Below are 15,445 nucleotides of genomic sequence, written 5' to 3'. Positions count from 1 at the left end.
TGAGCATTCATGGGTGATGGATGCTCATTTTACTATTTTACACGGAATGCATTCGTCTATATTTCATTACTTCGCGATACATGCTCTTATCCGCTAGCTTGTTGAACACATAGGGATCAGGAAGCGTATTCACTTCGAAAATGCGAGGTCTCCACGTCTTGTCGAAGCCGACATCGATTCCGATTTGCCGGAATCCCGGGTATTCCGTATGCAGCTGCTTCCCCACCTTCACACCCAATTGCTCCAGTGTCTTAATCGTCTGTGCGGCTTTCTTGGGCGGGAGCTGAGATTCGAGCAAGCTCTTCACATCGATCAGCTTCCCCCCGTTATGATAATTAGTCACAATTTTACGGGGGTTGGCGATGCGGCCGATCAGGCCAGTCGTCTTCCACACCCCCTTGGCATCCGTCTGAACCATAACGCGGATATCGAACGGGCGCTGCTTATATTTTACGAGATGAATGCCTTTCTGAACCAGATATCGCCGCTCACCAATCACTTGCTCCAGTGATTCATAGAAAGAATCAAAATCGGTGAACCATTTACTCTTCGTGTCCGCTTGATACATCAATTCCCCGCTCTTTAGCAGCTCCACCCGGATCACACCCTTGCCATGCGTCCCTACATCCGGTTTAACATAGACCATTTCGTATTTCCCGAGCATGGCTTCCAATGCGGCTCTACTGAATTTTCGCGTATCCGGTATATACGGCTTAAGTTCTGTCTGCCGAAGCAGAATCTTCGTCTTGCGCCATTTGCTCGTTAAAGTTGTGCGCGTCTTCTTCTTCACGCTCACGGCCGCTCTCTCCAATCTGGACGATAATCATAACCACTATAGTCTATGCGATAGGATGGCCTTGGCACACAGGCAAGTAGCTGTCTGGATCCAAATTAGGCGGATTCACGCAAGGAAGGAAAAAACAAAGCCCCGCACCGACCGGGCACGGGACTTGCCTGCCGCTTCTTCAAACGGGATAGTACATTATTTCAGCATCCACAGAGCCGGAACATTAGGCGGCTCCCAGCCCACGAGCGATAAATGCGGCTGTCGGCAGACATAGGTATTGCCCGCATAGGTTACCTCATCATTGACTTTATAGTTAATATTCGCCGCCCAGGCCGATGAACTGCCTTGCGCGTCGGTTACGGCACTGATGGATACAGCGGGTGACACATTCCCCGCCGCATCTTTCGCGGTCACGGTGAATTGATAGCTGGTATCCGGTGTGAGATTAGGGATAGTAACTGATGTTCCATTCACTTGAAGCGTGTTCGTTCCGTAGCTGACCGTATAACTGGTGACGCCGACATTATCCGTGGCTGCAGTCCAGCTTAAGGAGATACTAGTGGAGGTTTTGGCTGTAACTGTGAGATTGGCAGGAGCGGTTGGGGGCTGGTGATCCGGTACAGGGGGACCTAGAGCATCGAGATATGCCCGGTGGCTATTGGAGAGAATTCGAAGTTATTGTATTTATCCCAGTTGATAGACCAGGTCATCACTCCGCGAAAATCAGAAAAACCGTTTGTGCTGCTACGCATCTGGTAGCTGGGAAGCTGGATTCCTTTGATCAGGGCATCGAGCGCTTTCTGTACTTCCGCGACTGAGGTGAAGCCGCCTCCGGCATTGGCATTAGCCGGTAAGCCGAGCAGTACCTGATCGGCCCGAAGTGCATTGAAGAACTGATTCGATTTGCCAGCAACCGGGAAGCCCGCTAACAGCATATCGGCCATGGCTACATGGAAATCGGCACTACCCATATTGTGATACTGATTATCGAGTCCGATGATCGGCCCGGAGTTATAGTTCTGCACCTGCACCCAATCCAGAATATCGCGGGTCGCTTCGATGACGGGCAGATAGGCTCCGGCCCGGTTGTCGCAGCTAATACAGCTTCCACCATAGAAGCTATAACCGAGTTGGACGAAGAAGGTTTCCGGCGCCATGGTGAGATAGAAATTATCGGTGCCGAAGTGATTATTGATCGTCTTGAGCGCTGAGATCAGATTAACAATGACCGGAGTGGTCGGATTCTTGAAGTCACTATCACCAGCATTCAAGTAGAGCGAGTGACCTTCGAAATCGACATCCAGCCCATCGAAGCCGTACTTCTCAATGATAGCTGTAACCGAATTTACAAAATTATCGCGGGCCGTGGTGCTGGGCAGTTGAACCTGGCCATTGGCGCCGCCGATCGAGATAAGCACCTTCTTGCCCTGACTCTGCAGATAGACGACATCCGCCTTAAAGTCCGCATCTGTGTAATTATAGGGGGTAAATCCAATCGTCCCATTCGTAACCCCGGACGTTGGCTCGGCGAACGAGACATTGATGACGTCAAATTTCGGTGAAACATCGCGCAGCTTGATGAAGCCTGAACCGTTATCGAAATTATGCCAGTAGCCTACGATCATCTTACTGCTTACTGCCGCCTGTGCCTTGGTTGCATTAACAGGCATGAGCTGAAAGAATGAAACGATCAGCGCCACGATCAGGATGCCGATCGATACCTGGCGAAAAGCCAAACGATTACCCTTCATTTTTGGATCTGCCTCCTTCAATTATGCAAATAGACCGATGACAACGGTTACATTTTTTTCTTTGAGCTAGACCACATCCCCCCTTCCTTGAGCTAAAAACCTGTCTTATTCCATCTTGATTCCAGTGTCACAGGTTCTTACCCCTTCATAAATATGAAGGGGCTTTCAAGGTATAAGGGGAAATATCTAGTTTATAGGGATAAATTTATCTAATCCTATGAATTCAGCAATCCTTCACTCGGGCTACTCGCTGTGGCATATCGCTTGGCCCCGATCATACCTGCGGTATAAGCTAGTCTTCCGGCTTCAATCGCCAGCTTCATCGCCTGAGCCATCTGCACAGGCTGTCTGGCTCCAGATACAGCTGTATTTAGGAGCACTCCGTCTGCTCCAAGCTCCATCGCATAAGACGCATGGGAAGGACTGCCAATGCCGGCATCAACGATGACGGGAATGTTCGCCTGCTCGATAATAAAGCTCAGATTCAGGGGATTAATGATACCCTGTCCGGAGCCGATCGGTGCGGCCCCGGGCATAATCGCATGTACCCCGATCTGCTCCAGCCGTCTCGCCAATACGACATCATCAGAAGTATACGGCAGGACGATGAAGCCTTCCTCCAGCAGCATCTCGCAGGCTTTTACCGTTTCCAGCGGATCGGGCAGTAGGGTTCGGGCATCGCCGATGATCTCGACTTTGATCATATCGCAGAGTCCTGAAGCCTTGGCCAGACGAGCGATCCTGACCGCTTCTTCCGCTGTGGCCGCCCCGGCAGTATTAGGTAGCAGGGTATAATGCTCCAGATCGAGCATTTCAAGAAAATTCGGCTGCTGTGGTTCATAGATATTCATGCGCCTGACGGCGAATGTTAATATCTCCGCTTCAGAGACAGCCACAGCCTCTTTCTGAATTTCGAAATTGGGAAATTTTCCGGTGCCGAGTAGAAGCCGAGAATGAAACGCGTGCGGGCCAATCTTTAACATTTTAATCGCCTCCTGATTGAAATTTACGTATTTACGTCGCTTGTGCATGTGTTCTACTTAACCGCCGCCAACAAAATGGACCAGCTCTATCTTCATGTCCTCCTGCAGTATGTACTGAGAGTGCAGGCCCCGATCGACAATCTGCTTATCCACCTCGGCGATCACCAGTTTATCGGTGAGCCCGAGATGATCGATTAGATCTTGAAGGCTGGTTCGCTCAGAAGACTCTGTGGACAAAGACAACGGCCGACCATTAACGATTAAATTCATGGTTCTTCCCTTCCTCTCTTATTGATAGATGATGGCTGGAACTGCAAAATCAGCGATATCCTCTGCCGGAGGCTTCGCTTCGATCAGATCGGCGATAATGGCTCCGGTGATCGGGCTAAGCAGAATCCCGTTGCGATAATGCCCGGCTGCGATGAACAGGCCTTCGATCTCCGGATGCTCTCCCATATACGGCAAGCCGGTTTGCGTCTGCGGACGAAGACCACTCCAGCAGCGCAACCATTCCGCTTGATCCAGAGCAGGAATAAGCTGTCTCGCTTCATCAATGAGCGTGGAAATACCGTCTAGCCTGACTTGACTATCGACCCTTCCTGGCTTCACCGTTGCTCCGATCAATAGCTCACCGTTCGCTTTGGGAACGAGATAACAGCGATCGGTATATATCGTCCGCCGAAGCGGCGGACCAGTCGGCCTGACAGCAATGCATTCTCCCTTCACGGGGTAGAGCGGCAAGTCATAGCCTGCCGATTGTAGCAGACGGCTTGATTGAATGCTGGATGCGACGACAACTTGTCGGCAGGCAATCACTTCGTCACGGATTCGAACGCCGCTTATTCTCCCCCCGTCATAGAGCAACTGCTGCACTTCGCTATATTCCCTGAACTCAGCTCCCAGGGATTTCGCCGCTGCTGCGTAAGCGAAGGTCAGTTGCGGGGCAATCACTTGACTGTCTCTGGGCAGGTGCAGCGAACCGGTGAATATCCCCGTCAGAGACGGCTCCAGTTCTTGTGTCTCTCCAGGACCCAGCCAGTCGGCTATCAAACCTTGCTGCCGCTGCTGTTCCGCATAGGCTGAATACTTTGCCGCATTCTCACTGTCCCTTGCAATCCGTAGCAAGCCATGCTCGATCAGCCCCACCTCCAAACCGGTTCGCGACTTCAAATCTTTCACTAAGCGTGGGAACATCGCTCGGCTCTTGAGTGCTAATTGCAGCAGCGAAGCCTCGGCAATGAACTCTGCTTGCGCTGCCAGCATCCCCGCAGTTGCCCCCGATGCTCCACCGGCGATCTGCTCCTTCTCGAATACCTGCACCGCGGCACCTCTTACCGCCAGCTCGTAAGCGATAGAACAGCCGATGACACCGCCGCCGATGATGATAATGTCCGTTGATTTCCGCATGGGTCTACCTTCCCTTCCTGAAATTTGCTTCCTCTAATCGGTGGGCCAGCACTTTGGCAGCATTCACCGGTTTGTCAGCACGGAGCACATGGCTGATTACCGCAATGCCTTGCGCTCCATGCTCCAGTACTTCGTCGATGTGCTCCGTCCCAATCCCGCCGATGGCGATGACCGGGGCCCTGGACGCGGCCACGACTTCCCGGAGCATGGCCAGACCCCGAGGTGCTAAGCCCGGCTTGGAACGGCTGGCGTAAATATGGCCGAAGAACAAATAATCGGCTCCGGCGGCAGCACACCGTCCGGCCTCCTCTACTTCATGCACGGAGCGGCCGATGCGAAAGGAACCGGGCAACCGGGTCAGTGCTTCCAGTGGCAAGCTGTGATTGGCTAGATGGATGCCGCCGACACCGCAGGCCCAGGCCACATCCAGACGATCATTTATCGTTATTTTGCCTGGGGGGACGCCTTGGTCGAGCATCCGCTGCACTCCAGTCCATATCTCAAGTGCCGTGCTTCTCTTTTCACGAAGGTGAATGGCAGTTACATAAGGGTGAATTCCTGCTGCGAGCCCGGCAAATTCAAATAAAGGCATTATTCCGTCAGATATAACATGGAGCTCATACATATGGAACAAGCGCCTCCTTTCTTCCAAGCCATTTCCACACAAAAAAGCCACCCTCCGGCAGGAAAGTGGCTAAGTACGCTTCAATTCATGAACACTATGATTCTCGGTTAAGCTTGAAGACATCTGCGACACTTCCCTACGCTGGTATAATCCAGATCAGGTTCAAAGGGTCCGGAATCCTCCGTCTCAGCCAACATTGGCTCCCCTAGTGTAGAAAGGCTATTAAATTACGTACAAATATATCATAGTATCTTCCCATTGAACAGAACAAATATAAAATTCAGTCAATCGAAAGCAGTTATAGAGTTATAGATCATGCTAGATCATGATTCAGCTTCGTATTCCAAGGCAGGAAGCTCCATGGGCATTCTGGTACGGTCAGCTGCCGCTGGATAAGCCGATGATGCAGCATTGTGCTGGAATCATCGAGATCCTTATCCCAGAATTGGCGGCCGATAATATAAGCCAATCCATATTCCTGCCAACTACTATAGGACTGCTGCAGCTGAACGGCGTTATCCAGCAGATAGCTCCAGGCATATTCCTTCGAAATATACCCTATTTCTGCGCTTAAATAACAGACAGCGGCAGCTCGGCCAAGATCCCAGGCGAGGATGCCTGCTTCCGGCAATACCTTATCATATCTCTGCACAACCTTGGCATTAATCGCTCTGAATTCCTCTTGTTGAGATTCGATAAATTGCTCCTGTCTCTGTGGTGTCATGAGACTCATCAGATTACGGACACGATTAAATTCCGAGCGATGCCCCACCTCGACAAGCCAGTTAAGGGTGCTATAGGCGCTCTCCTCATCTACAATGCTCCAGGATTCATGCAGGAACTCCTCCCTGATGATATCGATATCAACTTCTCCTTTACTCAGCGCATATTCATCTGCATAAGAAAAACCATTGCTATGGAACAATACATCACCTGCAGCCAACGCCCATAATTGCGATGAACTAAGCAAGCTATTCATTTACGATCACTTCCCCCGGGAACTCGATTCGCAAGGCATGGTCTCCTAGAATATCAGGAAAATCAAATCTTTGGGTCGTTTCCTTGAGATAACGATACGGATTCATGCCTAACCGCCCTAAAAATTTACTGCGTTTGCTATAATGCTCTTCTAAATACTGCAGTCGTCTTCTATAGTCCGGATGATCAGGACAATCCTGCAGAACGCTTCTCGCAATCTCTAATCCTTGCTCTACCTCTCCAGCTCCATAGAGAACGAGACTATAATAACTGCCTGTATCTCCGCGCAGCCCCGCATCATAGGCTGATTCTAAGCAGTCCCTGGCCTGCTTGTATTTATGGGCATAATACTGCATGAGCCCGGCATAGAACAGAATGTATGGATTACTGTCCGCCGCGTCGATCCGTGTTACATACCTCTCGATGGAGGCGCTGAGCATTCTGTACAAGGATCTATCGATATTATTCCAATTCAGTAGTTCTGCAAATGCTCTCACGATATGCAGCATCGCCCATTCATTATCCTCTTCCATCGAGAGCACTTGCTCCAAGGGTTCGATCGCTTCCTCGAATCTACGTGCTGCAAGCAAGGCGGTGGCATAAAATTTAATAAAAGTACACGGATCTTCCTCGCCCTCCAGATGATTGAGCAGTTCCCTATAAGCAGCAACTGCCGCATTCCAATCCTTCAGGTACATGGAGCTGTTGCCAATGAACAGATTCGCATACAATTGTAGATCTTCTTTCTCGTATTCCAGGAACTCTCGCATATTTAATCGACTTTGCTCATACTCCTTCAGACGGTAGTAGGCGATCCCTTTGAAATAATGAGCGTAGTAGAAATTTCTCTTCTGCAGCGCCAGATCCAGCATATCAATCGACTCGCGATGCTTGCCTGTCTCCAACAGCACTTCACCATACTCAAGAAAATAAACCGGATCATTGCGATCATCAAGCTCTGCGCTATTGAAGTGAAATGAGCTCTCCACATACTTGTTCTGCTTATAGTAGCAATCGGCAATCCCGGCATGAAATAGCCGATGATCCTGATGCTCCAGCGCAAACTTATAAACCTCGATGGCTTCTTCGATTCGATCGGATCTTCTGAGTGATTCCGCCTTATAGAATAGGGCCTCGTCTTGAGCAGGCTCAAGCTCCAGCACCTGATCAAATAAAGCCAAGGCCAGCTCATAATCACTCAGGAAGTATGAATTATTCGCTCTTTCCAGCATGAGCTCCAGCTTGTAATCAACATCAAGGGGCTGAACTTCCATTGCCGCCTTAAAATAGGGAGCAGCCTCCTCATAACGATCCAGCTGATACAGCATATGGCCTAACAGATAGTTCTGTCTTTGATTCAGAGTCTCATGCTTCTCTATATAGCTTAATATGTAAATGCCAGCCTCGTTGAACAATCTCTCTGCTGCATAGGCTTCGGCGATCTCATGCAGCAGAGAGCCTTCCCCCTGATCCATCTCCATCTGCGGAAGGATCTGTTCCAACCTGCCATTCAACAGAGTTAATTGATGGATTGCATGTAGATCCCAAGGACACTCCTTCCAGACTCGAATATAAGAGCGAATGGCCTCTATATTCTTGCCGAGCTTGTCCAGACAGCGGGCCTGACCGGTCTGCGCCTGGAAGTCATCTGGCGCATAGCGCAGAATTTGCTCGTATGCTGAATAGGCTTCCTCATCGAGCCCGGTCTGATATAAGGCATTTGCCAATTCATTATAATAGTCCGTGTCCTGTGGCTTAACATCCATCTTCTGCAGAGCTAGCAGCGCCTTGTCCCAATCTTTGGTTCGCGACCAGTATTGCCCCAGCATTCGGCCAAGATCCGGCTCCTCGGGCATGATCTCCGCGGCCTCTAGCAGAAATTGCTCTGTTAACTCATCATCACGCTGAATCAGGACGATCTGCGCCCTTCCTCTTAGAGACAGGAAATGCTCGATCTCTTCTTCGTCCAGTTCGCACTTGGCCGCGAAATCATAGCTGAGATCCCAGTATTCTCGGGTCTGCATATAGAAATGATAGAGGTAGGATTCCGGGAAATACTTCGCCAGATGAGTCTCTATCTCTGTCCAGGCAAAAGACTCATTCAACAATCTCCACACGGGACCCGGAGCCCAGGAGCGTTCCATGAACAATTTGAACATTTCGTACTCGAGAATCTGGCGGGTCTCTATCGCGATATATTTATCATCTTCCAGCAGTGCTTCCCACCGTTTCAGATCGACCCGGGCATGAATATCATCATAGATCGCAGCTGCAGCGTTCAGGAAATCGACGGCCAAGGCCGTAGGCACATCGATCTCAGCTTGACTATCCGCATCTCCATCTGCGGCCGCTTCATCATCAGTGGAGTCGTTCTCCATTACCTCCTCTATCTCTTCTGCCTGAGCCTCTTCTTCAGCTTCAGCTTCATATTCCTGCTGAACCTTGGCATTTCTCGCTTCATCAACAGCGGTCTCATAAGCTTCGCGCAGACGCTGGAACCCTTCAGGATCATCCTCCGGATGGGTCACCTTCAGCTTCGCGACATAAGCCCGCTTGATGGCTATAGTATCAAGGGTTGGTTCGATGCCGAGCAGGCTCCAGAATTCTGACATCAGAATTCCAACCCCCTCTCAATCGCATCTAAATAAGCCTTATAGTCTGTGACGGCCTCGCGGATTTCACGGTCGTTCTGGCGGTTCAGAATCTCATCGAATTGCTGCAGCAGCAGCGCGATCTGATCCCGCGTTCTCCCGAGCGATTCTTCATAGAGTCGCTCGCCGCGAGCCAGCAGCAGCTTGATCTCCATCCGATCCCGCGGATGGATCTTGATCTCGGAGAGTTCCTTGAACCTTTGCTCGATCTGTTCTTTGGAGAATTGCCCCGGATTCTCTTCAAAGATCACCTGCTTTTTCTCTCCTGTACTTACTATCGTCGTCTCCACTTCAAGAATCCCGTTAATATCATATGTGAAGCGGATATCTACGGCTTCTTCCCCTTTGGGTGACGGGGGGAGATCGACGGAGAATTCACCGAGTGCAACATTGTTCTGGATCAGGCGGCTCTCTCCTTGATAGACATCGATATTCATCGCCGTCTGATTGTCGGTAATCGTATAGTAGCGCTGAATCTTGCTGACAGGCACGACGGAGTTCCGCTCAATAATCGGACTGAAATAGCCCGGTTCGTATTGCCCTGATGAAGTCCGCATGGTCGTGCCAACCCCGAGTGTATAAGGACAGACATCGGTCAGTACGATATCGTTCACCGCTTCGTTCCTCGCCTTCATTCCCGCCTGGATGGCCGCTCCGATCGCGACAGTCTCATCCGGATCGATATGAGCCGAAGCCAGGCGATTGAACATTTTGGCGACAAAGGAAGAGATGACAGGCATCCGGGTCGCTCCACCGACGAGGATAATCGCATCGAGATCAGACGGCCGGATCGCTGCATCGCGAATCGCCCGTTCGATGGGATGTCTAAGCCGCATCAGCAGCGGCTTGGCCAATCTCTCAAATTGCTCATGGCTCACCGTCAACGGCTGCAAGGTATCCGGCTGGCTAAGCTCCATGACCGCCACCTTGCTCTGAGACAAGGTCTGCTTGGCCGTCTCAGCCTGCTTGCGGATCACCCCGGTTAGCTTGATATCCTCCAGATTGACACTGCCTGCTTCCTGCCGCGTGACGAACTCCTGGAACAACAGCTCTGTAAAATCTTCCCCACCCAAATAATTGTCACCGGCCACAGCTTGAACCTCCATCAGATTCTCGAACCGCTCCAGAATCGAAATATCGAAGGTGCCCCCGCCCAGATCGAAGACAAGAAAGCGGGTATTGGGCTCCTCTAAATGAAGTCCATAGGCTACCGCAGCTGCGGTCGGTTCATTAATTAACCGGTCCACCTGCAATCCGGCCAGCTGCCCGGCTCGCTTCGTCGCTTGACGCTGAGCATCGTTGAAATAAGCAGGCACGCTAATGACCGCCTCGGTCACCGGGGTGCCCAGATAAGCCTCTGCATCGGCTTTTAATGAACGCAGCACGAATGAGGACAGGTCCTCCGGCGTGAACTTATATTGACCCAGCCGAAAGCTCTTGTTCGTTCCCATATATCTTTTGAAGAGGGAAGCTGTCAGCTGCGGATGTGTAATCAATCGCTGCTTGGCGACCTCCCCGACGATCACTTGTCCGTCATCATCCAGACTGACAATCGATGGGGTCAGGTGCTGGCCTAGCGCATTGGGGATGATTTTGGGCCCATCTGGTGTAAAAGCAGCAACAACGCTGTTCGTTGTACCTAAGTCAATTCCGATCATCGTCAAAATAAATACCCTCCCATTTCTATCTATACAAATTCTTTTCTATCTATTTTCTATCAACCGCAAATCTATGTATCATAAGCTCAGTTTCCCGTCGCGTTCCATTAGAGTTACTCTATATCTGCGTAATACGCTTCTTTCTGCTTCTCCCAATATATTTGATCTTCTTCTGTAATCGATCTTAGGACGCGACAAGGATTACCAACGGCAATCACGTTATCTGGAATATCCTTGGTAACGACTGAGCCGGAGCCGATAATAACGTTGTTGCCAATCGTCACTCCAGGATTAATGACCGTATTCCCGCCGACCCATACGTTATCACCTATCGTAATCGGTGTGCCGAATTCCAGCAGCGTATTACGTACCCCCGCATCAATCGGATGACCCGCCGTATAAATTCCAACTCTTGGACCGAACAATACATTATTTCCGATCTTGACCTTGGCTACATCTAGAATGATACAGTCAAAATTGGCATAGAAATGGTTGCCAACCGTAATATTGCATCCATAGTCGCAGCGAAAAGGCGGTTCAATATATACGGACTCCCCGATCGACTCGAATAATTCACGGAGCAGCTCCACCCTATATTCCTTCTGTTCCTCGGTCGTATTATTGAATAAGCGGGTTAGCATTCGGGATTTGTTGAAGTCCCTGGCCAATTCTCCTTCACCCGCCATATATAGCTTTCCAGCTAGCATTTTCTCTTTATTAGTCGCCATATGTCTACTCTCCTGCTCTTCTATATAAGCTAAAATCTGAATTTAACTCAACTTCTATAATATATCGGCTGGATGGTTATTTCCACAGGTTCATTGTATAATTGTAAGAACTTGTATTCCCTAGTAAATGATGATTGGAGGATAACTATGACGTTATTGAAGGATAGCTCTCATTGGAAAGCGTATAAAGAACGTTATGAACAGACCTGGCTTAAGCTACAGGATTATGAGGAGGAGAAGGCGGCGAAACTGCTGGACCAAATGGATTATGAAATGCTGTCAGTGAACCAGAAAATCCGTCAAAAACTTCGGCCGTTCAATACAAAACTACTCTGGATTATTCCCGCTTGCGTCATTTCCTCGATGTCATTGTTATATGTGCTGATCGTATGGGTGGCATTGATCATCGAGTGAAGTTGACATAATAATAGTTATGTAAACTAATATATAATTTCATTTGAATCCACATCCATAAAAAAAGACCACCGGGAGGGTGGTCTCATTATTTTCCAATTCAAATCCATCAGTCTATCTAAATATTCTCCTGCTTAATCGCCTCGATGATATTCTCTTTCTTCACCTTGGAGCTGGAATAGAGCATCGCCGATCCAACGATGACGAACACACCGATGATCACAATAACGAGGCTGATCCATGGCACATCAAATCGGTATGAGAAAGAGTTCGATAAGGAATAGTAGATGAGCAACATCACACCGAAACTGAGCGGCAAGCCGTAGAGAAGTGACTTGATGCCATAGAAAATACTCTCATAGTTGATCATCTTATTGAAGCCGTGCGGTGTCATACCAACGGATCTCAGCATAGCGAATTCACGCTTGCGCAGTGAGATGCTGGTTGAGATTGTGTTGAAGATATTAGCGACAGAGATCGCCGTTATTAACAGGATAAAACCATACGTAAAGACCGATAACAGTGTTATCGTCTGCGCATCTCTCTGCTTATCGCTGTACAGGTTCCAGAGATAATAAGATTCCGCTTCCTTCAAACTCAAGATATCTCGCTCTGTTCTGATTGGATCTGTACTCTTCAGGAAGATACTATTTCGGCTATATCTTGCCTCCCCGCCATCTCCAGCTAACAACTGATTCATGACAGGCTCGGAGACGATAATACTTAGTTCAGATAAACTTGAAGTATCAATCCCGAGTGGTCTTTGCGCCGTTAGTGCAGCTATCTCAACCTGGGCTTTCATCGCTTTTTGCTCTGAATCTACCTGATCGCTGATCAGCTCCAAATCATCGCCAATCTTCGAATACAAGGTCTTGGTCTCAACGAATTTCTTATGAACATCGTCTAGATAGCTAGCTTGATCGATGACAATAGCCTTCATCTGCTTGGGATCATTCAGCTCCTCACTGTTCGCACCAATCTCGGCCGCATATGCTTCCAGGCTCTGACGATCAAGCGCGTACATATGCACATAATATTGGATTTTGCCGTTCTCCAGTATACTCTTATCTTGCTTGACCATTTCCTTTAGAGGATATGCAGCCACTGCGGGATCAATCCAGGTACTCCAAGTGCTCCGTTTCACTAGCGAATACTGCTGAATCCCGTTTAATTCAGCGACCGATTGCGCGAAATGGGGATCCATTTTCCCGTAGATACTAACTAGCTGAATATCGTAATTTGCGCCGCTCTGTGTCATCTCCACGGATCTCTTCATGTTATTGGTGAAATAAGATACAGCAAGGAATAGTACAATACTGATAACAAGTGAGAACACGGTGGCCTGGTACTTGCGCTTGTTGCGCTTCAAATTCTTCAGACCGATCTCGGCTTCGAGGCCGAAGACCTTGCGGACTAACTTTGATGTCTTCACTGTCTTGCCCGTTAGCTTGATTTCAGCCGTTTGCCGGATCGCTTCGATCGCGGTCACCTTCGCCGCCCTTCTGGCAGGCAAATAAGCGGAGATAAAGATGGTGAACACCGAGACGAGAATGGCAGTGATCATTGAGAAAGGCGTGACTGTCACGCTTACCTTCAAGTTCTCTGAAAGATCCAACGCCTTTTGAATCACAGAGTTAATGACAAGAAAGGTGATTCCAATCCCGGCCAATCCGCTAGCAATTCCCAACGGAATGCTGATTAAGCCGATCACCGCTCCCTCGAACAATACCGAATTTCGCTTTTGTCTCCGGGTTGCCCCGACACTTGAGAGCATACCTAAATGGCGGGAGCGTTCAGCCACAGAAATGGCAAACGCATTGTATATAAGCGCCACTGAACCGACAATGACAATCCCCATCATGATGGCAGTCAAGGAGTAGAGCAGCTTGTTCAGATTATTATTATTCGTAATTCCATAATAACGGAGCAACGCACTGTTATATTCAAGCTGGTTCTTCGTAGCCCCGATAGTCTCCGTTAACTGCTCAGCATGCTTATATATAGATTTATTCACGTTATGAAGCGTAACAGTAGCATTCGCCACATCATTTACTCCGAGCATATCCTTGTCTATATAGGAGATCGCCGTATAACTTGCTCCCCATGAACGTTCCCATTTCGGTGTCTCTATCATCCCTACAATGGTGTACTTATGCTCTGTTAAATTGATCAGTTCTTCACCGGGCTCTCCTTCCTCTGTGAGCAGGAAAGAATAATTCTCTAAGGTCTCAGAAGGGATATCCTCAACCAGGGAATGGCGTTGCCCCACACTTAGCGAGATCGTGTCGCCGATTTGATAGTCCGTGCCTCCGATCCGGGTAATATGCTGGGGAACCACTATTTCTTGTTTATTCTTAGGGAGGCGCCCGTCGGCCAGCTTAATATTTAATTGCTGAAATGCAAAGTCACTATATTCTCTGACGAGCAGATAAGGTTTGTTCGAAATTTCTGGATTCTCAAGATAAGCGTAACCGAGATTTCTGGAGATAGATAATCCCTTCGTCTTGCTGTCCTGCTGAATCGCCTCGATCTGCCGGGCATCGACATCATGATACCGAACATGCCACTCCCCATCCGTTGCAATCGAATGTTGCTTCAATAGATCCAGAAATGAGGCGCTAATGGTAGCGACCGCAGTAATCATGGCCACGGATATAATCACGCCGATGATCGTAACCCAGGTCCTCCGCTTGTTCAGCCTCATATGCCTGATCGTCAGCTTATTAACGATGTTCATGGACGGATCACCTCGTCCTTGGCAATCCTTCCGTCTTCAATAGAGATAACGCGATCCGCCTGGAGTGCTATTCTCTCATCATGTGTAATCACGATTAGCGTCTGATTGAGCATTTTGTTGAACATTTTCAGCAGGGCGATGATTTCACTACTGTTCTTGCTGTCGAGATTTCCCGTAGGTTCGTCCGCCAGGATAATAGACGGATTATTAATCAAGGCCCGGCCGATGGAGACACGTTGCTGCTGGCCCCCGGATAGCTGATTGGGCAGATGATTTAAGCGGTCGCTTAGCTTAAGCGCGTCGACGATCTCTTTAAGCTGCTTCATATCCACCTTATGCTGGTCAAGCAAGAGCGGCAATGTAATATTCTCTTCCACGGTCAGCACAGGGATCAGATTGTAGAATTGATAGATGAGTCCGATTTGTCGACGCCGGAACACGGCCAGCGCAGTCTCATCCAAGCTGTAAATATCTGTATTATCGATGATGACTTTACCGTAGGTCGGACGATCAACACCGCCAAGCATATGCAGCAAGGTTGATTTTCCCGAGCCTGAAGGACCGATGATCGCCACGAACTCCCCCTTTTGTACCGAGAAAGATACGTTATCCAAAGCTTTGACAGCCATTTCACCCTTGCCGTATATTTTGGACAAATGCTCTATCTTCAAAATTTCCATGCAGAATCCTCCAGTTCATTTGTTGATAGAGTCAGTATAATTAATG

The 15,445-nt window shown here is 49.0% G+C and carries 13 protein-coding genes, 1 pseudogene and 1 riboswitch; of the genes and pseudogenes, 1 reads left to right on the top strand and 13 read right to left on the bottom strand.

Annotated features, from left to right (window positions below):
• Positions 1-37 precede the first annotated feature (37 nt).
• The 11 genes and pseudogenes from BFJ94_RS05900 to BFJ94_RS05855 form a co-directional block, all read right to left on the bottom strand.
• A complete protein-coding gene (locus BFJ94_RS05900; protein WP_120461826.1) occupies positions 38-796 on the bottom strand; it encodes a YheC/YheD family protein in 759 nt (252 codons plus the stop codon).
• A gap of 186 nt (positions 797-982) precedes the next feature.
• Positions 983-1,342: a carbohydrate-binding protein gene (locus BFJ94_RS25760; RefSeq protein ID WP_229716986.1), complete on the bottom strand. Its 360-nt coding sequence runs from the start codon at positions 1,340-1,342 to the stop codon at positions 983-985.
• A gap of 75 nt (positions 1,343-1,417) precedes the next feature.
• A pseudogene (locus BFJ94_RS05895) lies at positions 1,418-2,538 on the bottom strand (chitinase); the annotation flags it as partial.
• Between the two features lie 215 nt (positions 2,539-2,753).
• Entirely contained in the window at positions 2,754-3,527 is a 774-nt protein-coding gene (locus BFJ94_RS05890; protein WP_188831427.1) for a thiazole synthase, read from the bottom strand.
• Positions 3,528-3,578: 51 nt separating this feature from the next.
• Positions 3,579-3,791: a sulfur carrier protein ThiS gene (thiS, locus tag BFJ94_RS05885; protein WP_120461824.1), complete on the bottom strand. Its 213-nt coding sequence runs from the start codon at positions 3,789-3,791 to the stop codon at positions 3,579-3,581.
• A gap of 18 nt (positions 3,792-3,809) precedes the next feature.
• Positions 3,810-4,928, bottom strand: coding sequence for a glycine oxidase ThiO (gene thiO, locus BFJ94_RS05880; RefSeq protein WP_120461823.1), 1,119 nt, complete (start codon positions 4,926-4,928; stop codon positions 3,810-3,812).
• A 4-nt stretch (positions 4,929-4,932) separates the two neighbouring features.
• On the bottom strand, positions 4,933-5,553 hold the full coding sequence (locus BFJ94_RS05875) for a thiamine phosphate synthase (protein WP_120461822.1): 621 nt from the start codon (positions 5,551-5,553) through the stop codon (positions 4,933-4,935).
• A 116-nt stretch (positions 5,554-5,669) separates the two neighbouring features.
• A riboswitch (TPP riboswitch) is annotated at positions 5,670-5,770 on the bottom strand.
• Positions 5,771-5,866: 96 nt separating this feature from the next.
• On the bottom strand, positions 5,867-6,532 hold the full coding sequence (locus BFJ94_RS05870; RefSeq protein ID WP_120461821.1) for a DUF1266 domain-containing protein: 666 nt from the start codon (positions 6,530-6,532) through the stop codon (positions 5,867-5,869).
• Positions 6,525-9,143, bottom strand: a complete 2,619-nt coding sequence (locus BFJ94_RS05865; RefSeq protein WP_120461820.1) for a J domain-containing protein — start codon at positions 9,141-9,143, stop codon at positions 6,525-6,527. Before BFJ94_RS05865 ends, BFJ94_RS05870 begins: the two co-directional genes overlap by 8 nt.
• Complete coding sequence (locus tag BFJ94_RS05860; RefSeq protein ID WP_120461819.1) at positions 9,143-10,846, bottom strand: molecular chaperone HscC; 1,704 nt, start codon at positions 10,844-10,846, stop codon at positions 9,143-9,145. The genes BFJ94_RS05865 and BFJ94_RS05860 overlap by 1 nt, the downstream gene beginning before the upstream one ends.
• Positions 10,847-10,953: 107 nt before the next feature.
• Positions 10,954-11,568, bottom strand: a complete 615-nt coding sequence (locus tag BFJ94_RS05855; RefSeq protein WP_120461818.1) for a sugar O-acetyltransferase — start codon at positions 11,566-11,568, stop codon at positions 10,954-10,956.
• A gap of 147 nt (positions 11,569-11,715) precedes the next feature.
• Between BFJ94_RS05855 and BFJ94_RS05850 the strand changes: the two genes are divergently transcribed.
• Entirely contained in the window at positions 11,716-11,982 is a 267-nt protein-coding gene (locus tag BFJ94_RS05850; protein WP_120461817.1) for a hypothetical protein, read from the top strand.
• 118 nt (positions 11,983-12,100) lie between these two features.
• On the opposite strand, the gene BFJ94_RS05845 is transcribed toward BFJ94_RS05850, so the two are convergent.
• Positions 12,101-14,719, bottom strand: coding sequence for an ABC transporter permease (locus BFJ94_RS05845; RefSeq protein ID WP_120461816.1), 2,619 nt, complete (start codon positions 14,717-14,719; stop codon positions 12,101-12,103).
• Positions 14,716-15,399 carry an ABC transporter ATP-binding protein gene (locus BFJ94_RS05840; RefSeq protein ID WP_120461815.1) on the bottom strand — a complete coding sequence of 228 codons (684 nt, stop codon included), beginning with the start codon at positions 15,397-15,399 and terminating at the stop codon, positions 14,716-14,718. Before BFJ94_RS05840 ends, BFJ94_RS05845 begins: the two co-directional genes overlap by 4 nt.
• Positions 15,400-15,445 lie beyond the last annotated feature (46 nt).

It is taken from the genome of Paenibacillus aceti, from assembly GCF_003614185.1.
In the GTDB taxonomy this organism is placed as follows: Bacteria; Bacillota; Bacilli; order Paenibacillales; family Paenibacillaceae; genus Fontibacillus; species Fontibacillus aceti.
The sequence above is the reverse complement of the archived record's forward strand: the minus strand, read 5'-3'. Positions and strand labels throughout refer to the sequence as shown.